Here is a 16,943-nt window from a genome sequence, read left to right as displayed (position 1 = left end):
ATCATTCCACCGCCTCGGCGACCACGACCAGCACGATCAATGTCCGGGCACTATCCCCGGCGCTGGTGGTGACATAGATCGGGTAATACCCCGACGGCACCGATCGAGCTACGGTGATCGCGACCGACGCGCTCACGGCTCCGTCATCGTCGAATTGCCCGGATAACGGTTCCGCCGCAATCCCAACAACGTAGGACGTTGGGGTGACAGTGTAGTCGTCGACGCCGTCGATCATCCGTTGCGCGTCGACGGTCACGGTCCCGGTCGCTCCCGGCACGATCCCGATGATGGGCCGGGCGATATTTACCGTCACCGCCGAGCTGCCCGCACCGAATGACGGCGGCGCGGCAGACGCCGCGGTTCCCCAGACCTTGTTGGGTGTGCCGGCGAGCGAGAAGGTCAGGTCGCCTCCGGTGCGCACGATCGACTCCGGAAGAAACGTCTGGTTGCTCGGTTGGCGGTCGATGGTCAGGCCGTCGATGTACTTCAGGCGGTTCCGCCCGGATGCGCCCGGCGCGGTGATCTGAATGGACTTTCCGGTGGGGAGCGCGATCACGGCGCGATCGAAAAGCGGTGTGTTCACGGTCAGGATGGTGGTTCCCGGGGTGCTCGGATACAGGCCAAGGGCAGCCCAGACATACCAGCTGGACAGGGCGCCGAGGTCGTCGTTGCCCGGCGCACCGCCAGGTGTCGGGCCGAACAGCCCGCGGACCCGGTCGACCGTCCGCTGGGTTTTCCACGGTTGGCCGATGTAGTTGTACAGCCAGGGCACCCCGAAACCGGGCTCGTTACCGGCCCACAGATAGGGTTCGTTGGGGCCGACGTTGAGCTTTTTGGTAAAGCGGTCGAGCCGCTTGACGACGGCCGTGCGGCCACCAAGCGCGGTCACCAAACCGGCTACGTTATGCGGCACCCACCACAGGTATTGTTCGGCGTTGCCCTCGTCGTATCCGTCCTGCCCAAAGCCCGAGGGGTATGCCACGAACCCGGGACCGTCGGGGAAGAAACCGGCCGCGCTCCGGGGCGAGATATAGCCGGTGGTGGGATTGAACAGGTTCTGCCAATACTGCGACCGGTTCTGGAAGACGGCGGCAGTTGCGGTATCGCCCAACGAATCAGCGAATCGGGAGATGGCAAAGTCATCGACCGACCACTCCAGCGTGACCGAGGCGCCGGCGATACGACCGTTGGCGCGGAATTCCGCCGTTTGTGGTCCATAGCCGAGCCTCAGATAGGCGGCGATTCCCGGCCGCTCCAGGAAACCGTCAAGTCCGACACCGCCCTGGGTCGCTGCATTCACCATGTAGTGCAGCGCGGATTTGAGGTCGAAATCCCTGGCGCCGAAGGCGTAGAGGTTTACGATGAGCGGTACCACACTGTCTCCGCTCATCATGCCGGTTGCGGAATTCGCCAGCGCCCAACGCGGATACGCACCACTCTGCTCCGCGTCGGTCACCAACGACTGGATCATGTCGCTGGCCCGTTGCGGGAACAACAGTCCCTGCAGTGGGGCGAGGCTGCGGTAGGTGTCCCAGTCGGAGAAATTGGCGTAGTGGGTGTGCCCACTGGCAACGCTGTGGATGACACCGTCGAATCCGATGTAACGTCCGTCCACGTCGTTAAAGGTGTTGGGGTGCAACAGTGACCGGTAAAGACAAGTGTAGAAGGTGTCCACGTCGCCAGGCCCCCTGCCGGCCACCGCGATTCGCGATAGCGCGGCGTTCCATTCGCTCGATGTCGCCGCACGGATGTCGTCGAAGCTTGCTCCGCCTTCGGCGTCCAGGTTGGCTCGCGCCCCGTCCACGCTCACATAGGACAGGGCGGTCCGCACCTCGAGCACCGAGCCGGCCGGAAACCCGACATACCCCCCGCTGTAACTCGAATTCATGCTGTGTGAACCGGGATAGACCGCGTAGCCGTCCCAGGTGCCATACGAGCTGAACGGCTGGCTGAACTTCATGGCGAAGTACACCGTGTACAGGTTCTTCTTGCCGCAGAACCCGCCGCTGGTCGCCGAGCCGGTGATTGTGGTGTTGTCCTCGATCTGCAGTGTCGCGGCGTAGTTGCCCGCCAACGATGCGCCGGAGCGCACGTGAAACAGCGCCGGCCACCCATTGCGGGGGTAGCGAAACCGGCCGACGCCCGTGCGGGTGGTGGCGGTGAGCTCGGCGATCACCCCGGTACCGGGGAACCGTACGGTGTAGTAGCCGGGCACGCCGACCTCGGTGTCGTCGTGGGCGATCTCCTCCCAGGCGCTCCACGGCTGCGAGCCGAGCGGGGTGGTCGTGGGCAACATCGAGATGTCGCCGAACGCCGGGCAGCCCACCGACGCGTGCGTCATGCTGAATCCGGTGGAATGCGGGTTGTCGTAGTCGTAGCCGGCGTAGTTGTCGACGGTGTCCGGCGAGTACTGCACCATGCCGAACGGCACCGAGGCGCCGGGAAAGTTGTTGATCTCCCCCACTATCGCGGCTCCCGTGCCGGTGCCGATGAGCGTATTGACATGCTCGACCGGAATGGCGACGAACACCGGCTCACCGTCGTAGGCCGTGGGCACGCCAACAATGAACGGAACAAACAGACCCGCCACCGCCAAGAGCGCGGCCAGGGCTCTGCGCAACCTGCGTGCCCGCATAGCTGTCTCTTACTGCATAGACGCCTGTTCCCGCGGTGTTTTGCGGTCAATCGAGATGGGATTGCAGTGATAGGGTCGCGCGCACACCAGTTGGACTAGTCTCAATCCGACCTCACCGGCCGGAAGTGCCGGTCCAATCTTCGGGAGCGCGCAATGAAGCACTTCACGGCGGCCGTCGCGACGGTGGCGCTGAGCCTGGCACTGGCTGGCTGCAGTTTCAACATCAAGACCGACAGCGCGCCAACCACGTCGCCAACCACGACGTCCCCGACGACGTCGACAACGACTACGTCGGCAACCACCTCGGCTCAGGCAGCGGGGCCCAACTACACCATCGCCGACTATATCCGGGACAACCACATCCAGGAGACCCCAGTGCACCACGGCGACCCCGGCTCCCCGACCATCGACCTGCCGGTGCCCGACGATTGGCGGCTGCTTCCGGAAAGCTCCCGCGCACCCTATGGCGGCATCGTCTACACCCAGCCCGCCGATCCCAACGATCCCCCCACCATCGTTGCGATCCTCTCCAAACTCACCGGTGACATCGACCCCGCGAAGGTCCTCCAATTCGCACCCGGCGAGTTGAAAAACCTGCCCGGCTTCCAAGGCAGCGGCGACGGAAGTGCAGCCACGCTCGGCGGCTTTTCAGCATGGCAGCTCGGTGGTTCATACAGCAAGAACGGCAAGTTGCGGACCGTCGCGCAGAAGACGGTGGTGATTCCCAGCCAAGGTGCGGTGTTCGTGCTTCAACTCAACGCCGACGCGCTCGACGACGAGACGATGACATTGATGGACGCCGCCAACGTCATCGACGAGCAGACGACCATCACGCCCTAAGGGACGGATCGCACGCGGAAGACGAACACGCCGCGGTGCAGCACCGAATCGGTTGCGGTTTACGGAATGACGGTGAAGCGCCCACCGCCGATCGGCCGCAGCGCCGAGAAGTGCCGACGGTCCAGGGTGAGGATCGTGCGCGTGCGGTATCGGTCGGCCAGCACGACGTTGGCCGCATCCGCGATCCCGATCCGCTGATCCTGGTATTTCGTGACGATGCGGGCGGCCTGCTCGATTTCGGCGGCACCGCAGTTGGCGAGCTCCCAGGCCCCGCCGGCGAGTTCACGCAGGACGGCGAGCTCGGCATCGACACCTACCCGGGTGGCGACGAGATAGTCGAGTTCCGCTACCACATAAGGGGATACGACGAGCGCGTCTGCGGAGCTATCGATGCACTCAGACACTGCGGCGTGGTCTGGCTCGGCGGCGTCGAAATAGGCAAGCAGCGCACTCGTGTCGATGATCACCGCTCACCGAAGCCAGCCAGCAGCTCGTCGACTCGCCGCGCGATGGGCTCCGAACCCGCATATAGACCCCCGCGCGGCGGCGGCTTGGCGCCGCCGACCGCCGCCCGGATGGACTCCCGGATTACCTGCGCTTCGGAGACTCCGCGCTGCCGAGCGGCGCGCTTCACGGCCGCCTTGAGTTCATCCGGCAGGTAGACCGTCGTCTTGTCCACATACGTATGGTACTACCGGTGGCGCCATATATCTTGTTGCGTCACCAACTTGTCGGCGTAGCCGCGAACCCCGATCGGATCTACGGTGAAGGCATGACAGATCAGTCGTATGCGGTAGACATCGCACACCCACCGGCGGCCCTCCTTCGCCTCGTCAACCCGATCCTGCGCTCCCTGCTGCACACCCCGCTTGCCGGCCCGCTACGCACACAGCTGATGGTGGTGAGCTTCACCGGGCGAAAGACTGGGCGGCACTTCTCGATTCCCTTGAGCGCGCACGTCATCGACAACGACCTCTACGCGCTGACCGAGGCCGGATGGAAGCACAACTTCTCCGACGGTGCCGCCGCCCAAGTCGTCTACGACGGCAAGACGACCGCTATGCGTGGCGAGCTCATCCGGGACCGTGCGGTCGTTTCTGAACTTTTCCTGCGCGCCGCACAGGCCTATGGCGTCAAGCGTGGCCAACGCATGCTGGGGTTGAGCTTCCGCGACCGGCGCATACCCACGCTCGAGGAGTTCGCCGAGGCGGTGGACCGGCTCAAGCTGGTAGCCATTCGGTTGACTCCGGCCGACAATTCGTAGCTCCGCGCCGAGCGTGCGCCGGCCGCGCCGAACGTGCATTGGTGGCGGGGACACGCCGCTCGATGCCGCCGTGGTTGCACCTTCGGCGTGTCAGCTGGCGACGATCGACGCGCGCACCACCGTGCGGGTCAGGTCGAAGTAGTTAGCTGGTCCCGCAGTCGTTCGACGAGGCGAACCAACCGTGCGTGGTGTGATCCCGGCCAGTAGATCCGCCCGCAACCGAAGCAGCGGCTGAATGACTCGTAGTACCGGCGGGTCAACGGCTCCAGCTGGCCAATCACCTCGTCTTTGGAAACCGCGGCCAGCTCACCATTGCATCGCAGACACCGGGATAGCGGTGCCAGCCGCCCGTTGAGGTCTAGCCGCCGCAGCACCTCGAGCGCCTGCTCCTCCGGGTGCTGGGAGTGGACGAACAGACCATGGGTGATTGCCCGGCGCTTCAACAGGCCGCGGTCGCGGGTCAGCAGAATTCGCTGCTCGCCCAGGCTGATATCGGCCAGCGTCGGATCATCGGCGGCACTCGACCACCGTGTGTCGAAGCCCAACAGCCGAAGCAGCCGCGCCAGCTGGCCGAGGTTGACGTCGACGACGAAGCGCGGGTTACGCAACGGCGCTGGGCGCAACCTGGCGGTCGACCCGATGTCGAGGGCCTCGAACATAGGGTAGGCGGCAATGCGGTCGCCGGCGACCGGCCGGTAGGAAAAGTCCGCGGGATCGCCGTTCACCAGGATGAGATCCACCTCGGTATGCGGAATGCCCATCGCCTCCAGCACATCTTTGACCGTCTGATGGCTGCGGAACGGCCGGCGCACCGTCAGACCGCGCGCCTGCAGCTCCACGAACTCGTTGAGCTCGGCGTATGCCCGGACATCCACATAGCCGACCATTCCTTATCCTCTCCCGCAGGGTCGCGGGAGGGCAACGGAGTTCGCGCCCCGGGGCGCGACCGGCTCGAAGACCTGCAATATCGCCGCGGGGCTAGCACCGTCGAGGTCTGGCCGTTTGCACGTGTCGACGGAAATCGAGGGTGCACTGTGGATAGTTCGTTCGCGTAAAGTTTGGGGTTTTGCCCTTTTGACGATAGCGTCAACAAGGGATCGTTGGAGTTGGGATCCCGAAGATTCGCTCCACATGGTAGATCGCCGGGATAGCCACACAATTCCTTGCCACGCCGGGCAACACCGGGCTGACCTGACCTGGGGAGCGAGATGTCGTTCGTAATCGCGACGCCGGAGATGCTGACCACGGCGGCAACGGATTTGGCGAAAATTGGTTCGACGATCACTGCGGCCAACACCGCAGCGGCCGCGGTGGCGAAAGTGCTGCCCGCGTCAGCCGACGAGGTGTCGGTGGCCGTTGCGGCGTTGTTCGGCACGCACGCCCAGGAATATCAGACCGTCAGCGCCCAAGTGGCGACGTTTCATGACCGGTTCGTGCAGACCCTGTCCGCGGCCGCGAGCTCGTACGTGGCCGCCGAGGCGGTCAACGTTGAACAGAGTTTGCTAGCCGCGGTCAATGCGCCCACCCAGGCGCTGTTCGGACGCCCGCTGATCGGCAACGGCGCCGACGGCTCCCCCGGGACCGGGCAGGCCGGCGGGCCAGGCGGCATCTTGTACGGCAACGGCGGCAACGGCGGGTCTGGGGCGCCAGGACAACGAGGCGGGGCCGGCGGGGCGGCGGGCCTAATCGGTAACGGCGGCAACGGTGGAGCCGGCGGCGTGGGTACCACCGGCGGGGCCGGTGGTCACGGCGGCGCGGGCGGGTGGCTGTATGGCAACGGAGGCGCCGGGGGTTTTGGCGGGGCCGGGGCGGTCGGCGGCAACGGCGGGGCCGGCGGTACCGCCGGGTTGTTCGGTGTCGGCGGGGCCGGTGGGGCCGGAGGCAACGGCATCGCCGGTGTCACGGGTACGTCGGCCAGCACACCGGGTGGATCCGGCACCGCTGGCGGGGCCGGCGGGATCGGCGGCAACGGCGGGGCCGGCGGGGCCGGCGGGGTGCTGATGGGCAACGGCGGCAACGGCGGGGCCGGCGGCGAGGGCGGGCCCGGCGGCGCCGGCGGTGCGGGCGCCAGCGGCGCCCACGCCACCAACTTGGGCGCTGACGGTCAAGCCGGCGGAAACGGCGGGAATGGTGGGGCTGGCGGGACCGGCGGGGTCGGCGGGCCCGGCGGCGGCCACGGTCTGCTCGGCCTCGGCGGCAGCCACGGCGCCGGCGGGGCTGGCGGTAGCGGCGGTGACGGCGGAGCTCCCGGTGACGGCGGCAACGGCGCTACCGGGACGTGGGGTCACAACCTTGGTGCCGGCGGGACCGGTGGCAATGGCGGCAACCCGGGCGCCGGTGGGGCCGGTGGCGCCGGTGGCGCCAGCGTCGGCGGCAGCGCGCATGGCGCGAACGGCGCGCCCGGCACCACCTCCACCAGCGGTGGTAACGGCGGCGACGGCGGCAAAGGCGCCGACGCTATCAGCAGCGGACAGACCGGCGCGAACGGTGGCAGGGGTGGCGACGGCGGTCAGGTGGGTAATGGCGGTGCCGGTGGGGCCGGTGGCCGCGGCGGGGCCGGCGGTCTCGGATTTGGATCCGAAGCGCCCGGTCGCCCCGGCGGGGCCGGCGGCACCGGCGGGGCCGGCGGCAACGGCGGAACTCAGGCCGGTGACGGCGGCACCGGAGGTGCTGGCGGGGCCGGCGGCGATGGCGGATCCGGAGGTGCTGGCAGCATCGGCTTCAATGCGTCCGCTCCCGGGGCCGCAGGCTCACCCGGCGGGAATGGCGGTAACGGTGGGCCTGGCGGAGCCGGCGGCGAGGGCGGGGCCGGCGGTCTCGCGTTGGCCGCCTCGGGCCAGAACGGCAGCCAGGGCGCTGGCGGTGACGGCGGAGCCGGCGGGAACGGCGGGACTCCTGGCAACGGCGGTCACGGCGCCGCCGGCGCGCTCGGTGTCAACGGTGGTGTAGGTGGCGCCGGTGGCCACGGCGGTGATCCCGGTGTCGGCGGTGCCGGCGGCCAGGGCGGAAGCGGCTCCACCCCCGGTGCCAACGGCGCACCCGGCAACACCCCCACCAGCGGCGGCAACGGCGGCAACGGCGGCAGAGGCGCCGATGCCACCGGCTTTGGCCAGACCGGCGCGTCCGGCGGCAGGGGCGGTGATGGCGGTTTGGTCGGCAACGGCGGCGCCGGCGGCGCCGGCGGCAACGGCAGCAAAGGCCTGCCCGGTCTGGGCAGGCTCGGCAACCCCGGCCTGGATGGCGGCACCGGCGGAAACGGTGGGGCCGGTGGATCCGGCGGCGCCTGGGCGGGCAACGGTGGCACCGGCGGGGCCGGCGGCACCGGCGGCGTCGGCGGGGCCGGCGGCACCGGCGGCGTCGGCGGGACTGGAGGGTCCGGCAGCGACGGTGTCAACGGTTCCAGCGCGGGCGCGGACGGGCACCCCGGCGGCACCGGCGGAGTTGGCGGTACCGGCGGAAAAGGTGGGGACGGCGGGGACGGCGGGGCCGCACCCAACGGCGTCGCCGGCAGCCAAGGCCCCGGCGGTGCCGGCGGCGACGGTGGGACCGGCGGAGTTGGCGGTAACGGCGGCCGCGGCATTGACGGCGCCGACGGCGCCACCGCGGGTGCCCGCGGCCAGGATGGCGGCGCCGGCGGGGCCGGCGGAAAGGGCGGCCGAGGCGGGACCGGCGGGCCGGGCGGGGCCGGGCCGGCGGGCACAACCGGCAGCCAAGGCGCCGGCGGCAACGGCGGCAGCGGCGGCACCGGCGGGGACCCCGGTGACGGCGGCAACGGCGCTAACGGCAGCGTGTTCACCAACAACGGCAACGGCGGCAACGGCGGCAACGGCGGCAACGCCGGCCCCAGCGGGGCCGGCGGGAGTGGCGGCGCCGGCTCCACTTTCGGTGCGACCGGCTCAAGCAGCAGCATTCACGTCAACGGCGGCAACGGCGGCAACGGCGGCAACGGCGACCATGCCCTCAGCGGCAACGGCGCGGCCGGCGGCAACGGCGGCAACGGCGGCAACGGCAGCCTGCGCGGCAGCGGTGGGGCCGGCGGCCACGGCGGCAACGGCGGCAATGCCAGCAGGGGCATGGGCGGTGACCGCGGAACCGGTGGCGCCGGCGGAAACGCCGGGCAGATTGGCAACGGCGGAGCGGGCGGCAATGGCGGAGACGGCGGCACCGGTAGTGACGGCAATCCCGGAGCCATTACCGGCAGCGGCGGCCGCGGCGGCGACGGCGGCGTAGGCGGGCAAGGTGGGAGCGTCGCCGGCGACGGCGCTGACGGCGGCCGGGGCGGGGCCGGCGGCACGGGCGGGACGGGCCTGCGGGGCACCACCGGCGCCACCGGTGCGACCGGCACATTCGACGCTGGCGCGGACGGTCACGGCGGTAACGGTGGCACCGGCGGGGTTGGCGGGACCGGCGGCGCCGGCGGCGGCGGCGGCAACGGCGGGGCCGGCGGCAAAGCGCTGTCGCCAACGGGCAACAACGGCAGCCAAGGCGCCGGCGGAGATGGTGGGGCCGGTGGCGCCGGCGGCACCGGCGGCACCGGCGGCGACGGCGGCAGAGGTGCCCACGGCACTCTCTTCAGCAGCCTCGCTGGCACTGGCGGGACTGGCGGAAATGGCGGCACCGGCGGCACCGGCGGCACCGGTGGTGCCGGCGGTGCCGGCGGCACCGGTTCCACCCTGGGCGCGACCGGTGCGACAGGGGCGGCCGGCCGCGCCGGAAACGGTGGCGTCGGCGGCAGTGGCGGCCTTGGCTCCGCCTTTGGCCCCGGCGGCACCGGCGGCATGGGCGGCGCCGGCGGCACCAGCACCGTCAGCGCCGGCGGTGACGGCGGAAGGGGCGGCTTCGGCGGCGACGGCCTTGATGCCAGTTCCGGTGGGAATGGCGGGGACGGCGGGCACGGTGGCGACGGCTTCAGGACCGCTGGGGCGGGCGGGCGAGGTGGGGACGGCGGCAAAGGGGCCGACCCCGGCGGTTTATTCCCGATCCCTGGGGCTGGCGGTAAGGGTGGCACCGGTGGCACCGGCGGCACCGCACACCTCGGGCCCCTGGCCATCATCGGCCAATCCGGCCAGCCCGGCCAGTTCGGCAGCCCCGGCGCCGACGGCCGCGGCGGGGCCGGGGGCGCAGGCGGGGGCGGCGGCGCCGGCGGCAGCTTCTAGCATTCTCCGAATCTGCCGGCCGGCGGGCCTGCCCGGGATGCTCCCTATTGCTGCGGTGCGGGCTTCAACACACTGAAGATCGCGCCCTGCGGATCGGACAACACGGCGAACCGGCCCACCGACGGAATGTCAGCCGGTTCCGCAATGACCTGGCCGCCCGCTGCGGCGGCTTTGGCCGCCGTGGCGTCGGCGTCATCCACCGCAAAGTAGACGTGCCAATGATTCGGCACGCCGGGCATCGGCGGTTCCATACAGCCGCCGACTTCCGCGTCGCCGGCCTTGAGCACCCGATAGTTCTGGCCCGCAGCTATCTCCATGCTCGAGTGGGTGAGGCCAACCACAGCCTCGTAGAACGCTAGCGCCAAATCCGGCTTGTCCGTGAGCAGTTCGTTCCAGATGAGCGTGCCCGTCTCGTTGACCAACGTCGCTCCGATGTGCCGATTGGCCTGCCATAGGCCCACGGCAGCGCCGGTCGGATCGGTGATGAACGACATCCGGCCGGCATCGCCGATGTCGAAGGCCGGCATCATCACCTGCCCGCCCCCGGGCACCACCTTGTCCACCACCGCATCGACGTCGTCCACCGCGATATAGGTGTTCCAGATCGGCGGCATCCCCTCCGGTGCACCCGGGGGCATCGGTGCGATGGCGGCCACGGCTTCGCCGTTCAGCGTGGCCATGGAATAGACCCCACCGCCTCCGGGGACCGGGTTGTCGTCGTAACCCCAGCCGAACAACGATGTGTAGAACTTTTTGGCGGCGGACTGATCGGTGGTCTGAAGGTCGACCCAGTTCGGCGTGCCTTGCCTGTATTCGCTTCTCTTGGGCATGATCATCCTTTCGTTAGGTGGCGGACACGTGGCCTGCGGTCGGCTGGCGGCCGGTGAAGGCGATGAGGCGATCGAGGACTGGGGCAAAGGAACCGACCGCCGCCGGCGCGGCGAAGCCCGCGGAGTTACGGGTTGCCGGGGTGATGACCTTGCCGGCCACCGCCAGTACGTACTCCGACACCGGCTCGGACGCGATCACCTGAGAACCGGTGGCAATCGCGAAATCCCAAGCGTGGACCAGAAATTCTAGGCACAGGATGCCGACCGGCACCGTCGCAGGCACCTGGTTCGAGTTCAGCTCCACCGTGCCCGCCAAGCCACGCCGCCGCCAGGCTTCCATCACGGCCTGCGCCGCGTCGGCCACCTGGGTTTCCAGTGGCGCGTCCACATCGCGGGGCGCCAGCTGCGCGCCCGCCGCAGCGCCGATGATCGCCAGCGAGCGCAGCAAATGATCCGCCAGTTGCGAAACGTCATATTCCGTACACGGTGTCTGCCTGGTCAGGTCAGAGGCGCCTATCCCGCGCAGTACGTGCTGAAGAACGGCCAATGTTGCTTCGGCACAAGATAATTCGTCGAGCGGATCGGGCGCTGCGGCCCATTCGTCGGGACCGGCGTCACCGTGTTGGCCGGCGACGACCAGCCGGTCCAGGAAGTGGTTCCACCCTTTGGCGTGCCGGGCGGCCTGCTGCGCGGTCAGCCCGTCGTGGACCAGCCGGACCTCGGTGCCGCCGTCGACCGGGGTCAGCGTGATGGTCACCGTCGACCCGCCCGGCGGGGGGTCGCCGTGGTCCTCCCAACCCCAGGTGAAGACCACCCGCTTGCCGGGGTCGACGTCGATGACGGTGCCGGCCGCGCTATGCCCCGGAGTCACCGTCCAGCGATAAGCGCCACCGGTGCGCAGCTCGATACGCGCGGCGACGGCCATCCAGCGCCGAAGCCTGTCGGGCTGGGTGATGAGCGCGAAGGTGCTGGTCGGATCCAAGGGCACGACGACCGCTTTCTCGAACGGCATGGCACAGTCTCCTTGTGACGGCGGGTAGTGGGCGGCATCGGCGACAAGACGGTCCAGCTCGTCGCTCCAGAAGGACTCCATGAGCGCACGAAGCCGCAGCACCCCGCGCTCATCGAGCCGGTAGTACCGTTCCCGGCCCTGTTTGCGGACGGTAACCAATCCCGCTTCGGCGAGCATGCCGAGGTGCTGCGATATCGCCGAACGGGTGACCGTGAACTGCGACGCAAGCTGGGTAACGGTGCGTTCACCCGGTGCCAGGAGCTGTAGCAGCCGGCGCCGGGTTGGCTCTGCCGCGACTTCCAGCATGTCGGGCACACGCCAATACGTTAGCGCTCACTAACGTATTGATCAAGGGGCAACGAGCGACCGGTCTTGTTCTAAACTATTGCCGAAGAGCACAATTGCAGTGTGAAAGTAGCGATTAGCGGTGCCGGCGTGGCAGGAGCGGCGCTCGCCCACTGGCTGCAGCGCACCGGCCACACCCCGACAGTGATCGAGCGGGCGCCGAAGTTCCGCACCGGCGGCTACATGATCGACTTCTGGGGCGTCGGCTACCAGGTGGCCAAACGAATGGGCATCACGGACCAGATCGCAGCGGCGGGTTACCACATGGAACACGTCCGCTCCGTCGGTCCCACCGGCAAGGTCAAAGCCGACCTGGGCGTCGACGTCTTTCGCCGCATGGTCGGCGACGACTTCACCAGCTTGCCGCGCGGCGATCTCGCCGCCGCGATCTACACGACGATCGAAGACCAGGTGGAAACGATCTTCGACGACAGCATCGCCACCATCGACGAGCACCGCGACGGCGTCCGGCTCACCTTCGAAAGGACCGCCCCGCGCGATTTCGACCTGGTCATCGGTGCCGACGGACTGCACTCCAACGTGCGCCGGCTGGTCTTCGGGCCGGAGCGGGATTTCGAGCACTACCTGGGCTGCAAGGTCGCGGCCTGCGTGGTCGACGGCTACCGGCCCCGCGACGAGCGCAGCTATGTCCTCTACAACACCGTCGACCGACAGCTGGCGCGGTTCGCGCTGCGCGGCGACCGCACCATGTTCTTGTTCGTCTTCCGCGCCGAACACGACAACCCCGGCGTGGCACCCAAAGATGAGCTGCGCGACCAATTCGGCGACGTGGGCTGGGAAAGCCGGGACATTCTGGCCGCCCTCGACGACGTCGAGGACCTGTACTTCGACGTGGTCAGCCAAATCCGGATGGACCGCTGGTCACGCGGTCGGGTGCTGCTGATCGGCGACGCGGCCGGGTGCATCTCGCTGCTCGGCGGCGAGGGCACCGGCCTGGCGATCACCGAGGCCTACGTGCTGGCCGGGGAGCTCGCCCGCGCCGGGGGCGACCACCGTCGCGCCTTCGACGCCTACGAGAAGCGCCTGCGTCCCTTCATCGAGGGCAAGCAAGCCAGTGCGGCGAAGTTCATCTGGTTTTTCGCCACCCGAACCCGATTCGGCCTGTGGTTTCGCAACGTTGCGATGCGCACGATGAACTTCGGCCCGCTGGCGACGCTGTTCGCCGGCAGCGTGCGTGACGACTTCGAGCTGCCCGACTACACCTGGTGACCACCGCCGACGGGCACCTCTCCGCCAGGTAGGCACGGTTTGTCGCCGGCAATGTGACCTTTGGGCGCGGTCTTGAGGACCTTCGGCCCCACCCACGAGGCCGCCGCCGGCCGATCGTATGACGTGCAATGTACGCCATAGGGTGCGTGTTACGGCGATTACCTGAAGGCGGCGGTGGTCCGGAGTGGCTGGCAATCCTGATGTGGTGACGGTGCTGCTGGGCGGTGACGTCATGCTCGGCCGTGGCGTCGATCAGATCCTGCCTCATCCCGGCAAACCGCAATTGCGCGAACGGTATATGCGGGATGCGACCGGCTATGTTCGCCTGGCCGAGCGGGTGAACGGGCGCATTCCGCTCCCCGTGGATTGGCGCTGGCCCTGGGGCGAGGCGTTGGCGGTCCTTGAGAACACCGCGACCGACGTCTGTTTGATCAATCTGGAGACGACGATCACCGCCGACGGTGAATTCGCCGACCGCAAACCGGTCTGCTACCGGATGCACCCGGATAACGTGCCGGCGCTGACGGCATTGCGGCCGCACGTGTGCGCGCTGGCCAACAACCACATTCTCGATTTCGGCTACCAGGGGCTGACCGATACGGTCGCGGCTCTCGCCGGTGCGGGGATCCAGAGTGTCGGGGCGGGAGCCGATTTGCTCGCCGCTCGCCGCTCGGCGCTAGTCACGGTTGGCCATGAACGCCGGGTGATCGTCGGCTCGGTAGCGGCGGAATCCAGCGGCGTCCCCGAATCCTGGGCCGCCCGCCGCGACCGGCCCGGAGTGTGGTTGATCCGGGATCCGGCGCAACGCGACGTCGCCGACGATGTGGCGGCACAGGTGCTGGCGGACAAACGCCCCGGCGATATCGCCATAGTCTCGATGCATTGGGGATCCAATTGGGGCTATGCGACCGCACCCGGCGACGTCGCGTTCGCGCACCGACTGATCGACGCCGGCATCGACATGGTCCACGGACATTCCTCGCACCATCCGCGGCCAATCGAGATATATCGCGGTAAACCGATCCTGTACGGATGCGGTGACGTCGTTGACGACTACGAAGGCATCGGCGGGCACGAGTCGTTCCGCAGTGAACTGCGACTGCTGTATCTGACCGTCACCGATCCCGCCAGCGGGAACCTGATCTCGCTGCAGATGCTTCCACTGCGAGTGTCGCGGATGCGCCTACAGCGTGCCTCCCAGACCGACACCGAATGGCTCCGCAACACCATTGAGCGCATCAGCCGCCGGTTCGGGATTCGAGTCGTGACTCGACCCGACAACCTGCTGGAGGTCGTTCCCGCTGCCAACCTAACGAGCAAGGAGTAACCGGCAACCATGGCGATCCGCCAACACGTCGGCGCGCTGTTCACCGACCTGTACGAGGTGACGATGGCCCAGGCCTACTGGGCCGAAAGAATGTCGGGCACAGCGGTTTTCGAGATATTCTTCCGCAAGCTTCCGCCTGGCAGGTCCTACATCATGGCCGCCGGGCTGGCCGATGTGGTCGAGTTCCTCGAAGCGTTTCGATTCGACGAGCAGGATCTGCGTTACCTGCGTGGCCTGGGCCAGTTTTCCGACGAGTTCCTGAGGTGGCTGGCCGGAGTGCGTTTCACCGGAGATGTCTGGGCCGCGCCGGAAGGAACCGTGATTTTTCCGAACGAACCCGCGGTCCAGCTGATCGCGCCAATCATCGAGGCCCAGCTTGTCGAGACGTTTGTGCTGAACCAGATTCATCTGCAAAGCGTGCTCGCGAGCAAGGCCGCGCGGGTGGTCGCCGCCGCGCGCGGACGACCGGTGGTGGATTTCGGCGCGCGGCGCGCTCACGGCACCGACGCGGCCTGCAAGGTCGCGCGCACCAGTTATCTCGCGGGCGCTGCGGGCACGTCGAATCTGCTCGCGGCCCGCCAATATGGGATCCCGACGTTCGGCACCATGGCGCACAGCTTTGTTCAAGCCTTCGACAGTGAGGTGGCCGCGTTCGAGGCGTTCGCCCGGCTCTACCCAGCCACCATGCTGCTCGTGGACACCTACGACACGCTACGCGGCGTCGATCACGTCATCGAGTTGGCCAAGCGGCTGGGCAATCGCTTCGATGTGCGCGCGGTCCGGCTGGATTCCGGCGACCTCGATGAGCTGTCCAAGGCGACCCGTGCACGGCTCGACACCGCCGGTCTCGAGCAGGTCGAGATCTTCGCGTCGTCGGGCCTCGACGAAAACCGCATCGCCGCGCTTTTGGCTGCCCGCTGTCCGATCGACGGCTTCGGCGTGGGCACCCAGCTCGTCGTGGCTCAAGACGCGCCCGCGCTGGACATGGCCTACAAGCTGGTGGCATACGACGGCAGCGGGCGCACCAAGTTCTCCAGCGGCAAGGTGATCTACCCGGGACGCAAGCAGGTGTTCCGTAAGCTCGAGCACGGAGTCTTTTGCGGCGACACGCTCGGCGAGCACGGTGAAAACCTTCCCGGGGACCCGTTGCTGGTGCCCATCATGACCAACGGCCGACGCATCCGGCAGCATGCACCCACATTGGACGGCGCGCGGGACTGGGCCCGCCAGCAGATCGACGCGCTCCCGCCGGAGCTGCGCTCGCTCGAGGACACCGGCTACTCGTATCCGGTGGCGGTCAGCGACAGGATCGTGGGCGAACTCGCCCGGCTGCGGCACGCCGACACGGCCGAAGCCCACCCCGGGTCCAACGTCGTCGGGGCGAAGGCCAAACGACCCTAGAACAACAAGTTCGTCGTCTCTAGATTTCGGACTGCCGACGCATCGAAAGCTTGCCGTTACCCCGAGTTCCGGAGGGACACCATGAGCACCGCCAGCCGAGCACGAGGCCAAACTCCGCCGACGCAGGCCGGTTGGACTTGTCGTGCTGGACAAGGGGTTTAGCCGCCGAAGCAGTGACGTACATCGGCGAAGAGCAGTTCGCCTGTCGACCGACGGCGCAAACCGTGAGGCTAGGGAAGCGAGGAGCACATGGCCGCCGACCCGCAATGTACACGCTGCAAGCAAACCATCGAACCCGGATGGCTATACATCACCGCCCATCGCCGCGGTCAAGCCGGGATCGTCGATGACGGCGCAGTACTGATTCACGTGCCCGGTGAATGCCCGCACCCCGGGGAGCACGTTCCGCGAAGCTAGCCGGTTGGCATGCTAGGCAACGCAGCGTCAAGTGAGAGGGCAAAACCAAAATGGGTGAGCACGCCATCAAGCGGCACATGCGGCAACGGAAGCCTACGAAGCATCCCCTAGCCCAGAAACGGGGCGCGCGGATTCTGGTCCTCACCGACGATCCCCGCAGGAGCGTCCTCATAGTGCCCGGTTGCCACCTGGATTCCATGCGCCGAGAAAAGAACGCGTACTACTTCCAGGACGGCAATGCGTTGGTTGGGATGGTTGTCTCGGGCGGCACGGTTGAGTACGACGCCGACGACCGCACATATGTCGTGCAGCTCACCGACGGAAGGCACACCACTGAGTCATCTTTCGAACACTCATCGCCGAGTCGATCACCTCAATCCGATGACCTATGAAGCGCGCGGGCCCGGCCGCCATCGGCCCGTCGATCCGAGTGCGCACGGCCGAAGTGAGCCACCACCGTAGCGCCGCCGAGTTCGCTTCCGCGGA

Annotated in this window: 13 protein-coding genes; 7 read left to right on the top strand and 6 right to left on the bottom strand. The window is 68.2% G+C overall.

The window, feature by feature from the left end:
- Position 1 precedes the first annotated feature (1 nt).
- Positions 2–2,635 (bottom strand): GH92 family glycosyl hydrolase, encoded by a 2,634-nt coding sequence (locus tag FF952_RS03075; protein WP_003403055.1) that lies wholly within the window; start codon positions 2,633–2,635, stop codon positions 2–4.
- A 153-nt stretch (positions 2,636–2,788) separates the two neighbouring features.
- Here FF952_RS03075 and lpqN point away from each other — a divergent pair, with 153 nt between their 5' ends.
- The gene (lpqN, locus tag FF952_RS03070) at positions 2,789–3,475 is read left to right on the top strand and encodes an envelope biogenesis lipoprotein LpqN (RefSeq protein WP_003403052.1); all 687 of its coding nucleotides are present in this window, start codon (positions 2,789–2,791) and stop codon (positions 3,473–3,475) included.
- Between the two features lie 59 nt (positions 3,476–3,534).
- Here lpqN and vapC26 read toward each other — a convergent pair whose 3' ends face one another.
- Positions 3,535–3,942, bottom strand: a complete 408-nt coding sequence (gene vapC26 / locus FF952_RS03065) for a type II toxin-antitoxin system toxin ribonuclease C26 (protein ID WP_003403047.1) — start codon at positions 3,940–3,942, stop codon at positions 3,535–3,537.
- The gene (gene vapB26, locus FF952_RS03060) at positions 3,939–4,154 is read right to left on the bottom strand and encodes a type II toxin-antitoxin system antitoxin VapB26 (RefSeq protein ID WP_003403039.1); all 216 of its coding nucleotides are present in this window, start codon (positions 4,152–4,154) and stop codon (positions 3,939–3,941) included. Before vapB26 ends, vapC26 begins: the two co-directional genes overlap by 4 nt.
- A gap of 93 nt (positions 4,155–4,247) precedes the next feature.
- Between vapB26 and FF952_RS03055 the strand changes: the two genes are divergently transcribed.
- Positions 4,248–4,739 (top strand): mycobacterial cell wall protein Rv0580c, encoded by a 492-nt coding sequence (locus FF952_RS03055; RefSeq protein ID WP_003403017.1) that lies wholly within the window; start codon positions 4,248–4,250, stop codon positions 4,737–4,739.
- Between the two features lie 128 nt (positions 4,740–4,867).
- Here FF952_RS03055 and FF952_RS03050 read toward each other — a convergent pair whose 3' ends face one another.
- On the bottom strand, positions 4,868–5,626 hold the full coding sequence (locus tag FF952_RS03050) for a Mut7-C RNAse domain-containing protein (RefSeq protein WP_003898511.1): 759 nt from the start codon (positions 5,624–5,626) through the stop codon (positions 4,868–4,870).
- Positions 5,627–5,947: 321 nt separating this feature from the next.
- Between FF952_RS03050 and FF952_RS03045 the strand changes: the two genes are divergently transcribed.
- Entirely contained in the window at positions 5,948–9,895 is a 3,948-nt protein-coding gene (locus tag FF952_RS03045) for a PE family protein (protein ID WP_031653715.1), read from the top strand.
- Positions 9,896–9,939: 44 nt separating this feature from the next.
- Here the strand turns inward: FF952_RS03045 and FF952_RS03040 are convergent, their stop codons facing one another.
- Complete coding sequence (locus FF952_RS03040) at positions 9,940–10,725, bottom strand: VOC family protein (protein WP_003403012.1); 786 nt, start codon at positions 10,723–10,725, stop codon at positions 9,940–9,942.
- Positions 10,726–10,738: 13 nt separating this feature from the next.
- Complete coding sequence (locus FF952_RS03035; protein ID WP_078443649.1) at positions 10,739–12,043, bottom strand: TIGR03086 family metal-binding protein; 1,305 nt, start codon at positions 12,041–12,043, stop codon at positions 10,739–10,741.
- 102 nt (positions 12,044–12,145) lie between these two features.
- On the opposite strand from FF952_RS03035, the gene FF952_RS03030 reads away from it, so the two are divergent.
- From FF952_RS03030 to FF952_RS03015, 4 genes are all read left to right on the top strand, one after another.
- On the top strand, positions 12,146–13,312 hold the full coding sequence (locus FF952_RS03030) for an FAD-binding domain (RefSeq protein WP_003898508.1): 1,167 nt from the start codon (positions 12,146–12,148) through the stop codon (positions 13,310–13,312).
- Between the two features lie 184 nt (positions 13,313–13,496).
- Positions 13,497–14,639 (top strand): CapA family protein, encoded by a 1,143-nt coding sequence (locus tag FF952_RS03025; RefSeq protein ID WP_003403008.1) that lies wholly within the window; start codon positions 13,497–13,499, stop codon positions 14,637–14,639.
- A gap of 9 nt (positions 14,640–14,648) precedes the next feature.
- Positions 14,649–16,040 carry a nicotinate phosphoribosyltransferase gene (locus FF952_RS03020; protein ID WP_003403007.1) on the top strand — a complete coding sequence of 464 codons (1,392 nt, stop codon included), beginning with the start codon at positions 14,649–14,651 and terminating at the stop codon, positions 16,038–16,040.
- A gap of 467 nt (positions 16,041–16,507) precedes the next feature.
- Positions 16,508–16,849, top strand: coding sequence for a hypothetical protein (locus FF952_RS03015; protein WP_003898507.1), 342 nt, complete (start codon positions 16,508–16,510; stop codon positions 16,847–16,849).
- Positions 16,850–16,943 lie beyond the last annotated feature (94 nt).

Source organism: Mycobacterium tuberculosis complex sp. N0072 (assembly GCF_030323725.1).
GTDB classification, from domain to species: domain Bacteria; phylum Actinomycetota; class Actinomycetes; order Mycobacteriales; family Mycobacteriaceae; genus Mycobacterium; species Mycobacterium tuberculosis.
Note: the sequence above shows the minus strand (reverse complement) of the source record. Positions and strands in the feature narration are given on the sequence as shown.

Excerpts from the sequence above, each read along its gene's own strand:
- FF952_RS03075 (WP_003403055.1), bottom strand. The coding sequence starts at position 2,635 with ATGCGGGCACGCAGGTTGCGCAGAGCCCTGGCCGCGCTCTTGGCGGTG.
- lpqN (WP_003403052.1), top strand. The coding sequence starts at position 2,789 with ATGAAGCACTTCACGGCGGCCGTCGCGACGGTGGCGCTGAGCCTGGCA.
- FF952_RS03055 (WP_003403017.1), top strand. The coding sequence starts at position 4,248 with ATGACAGATCAGTCGTATGCGGTAGACATCGCACACCCACCGGCGGCC.
- FF952_RS03050 (WP_003898511.1), bottom strand. The coding sequence starts at position 5,626 with ATGGTCGGCTATGTGGATGTCCGGGCATACGCCGAGCTCAACGAGTTC.
- FF952_RS03045 (WP_031653715.1), top strand. The coding sequence starts at position 5,948 with ATGTCGTTCGTAATCGCGACGCCGGAGATGCTGACCACGGCGGCAACG.
- FF952_RS03040 (WP_003403012.1), bottom strand. The coding sequence starts at position 10,725 with ATGCCCAAGAGAAGCGAATACAGGCAAGGCACGCCGAACTGGGTCGAC.
- FF952_RS03035 (WP_078443649.1), bottom strand. The coding sequence starts at position 12,043 with ATGCTGGAAGTCGCGGCAGAGCCAACCCGGCGCCGGCTGCTACAGCTC.
- FF952_RS03020 (WP_003403007.1), top strand. The coding sequence starts at position 14,649 with ATGGCGATCCGCCAACACGTCGGCGCGCTGTTCACCGACCTGTACGAG.
- FF952_RS03015 (WP_003898507.1), top strand. The coding sequence starts at position 16,508 with ATGGGTGAGCACGCCATCAAGCGGCACATGCGGCAACGGAAGCCTACG.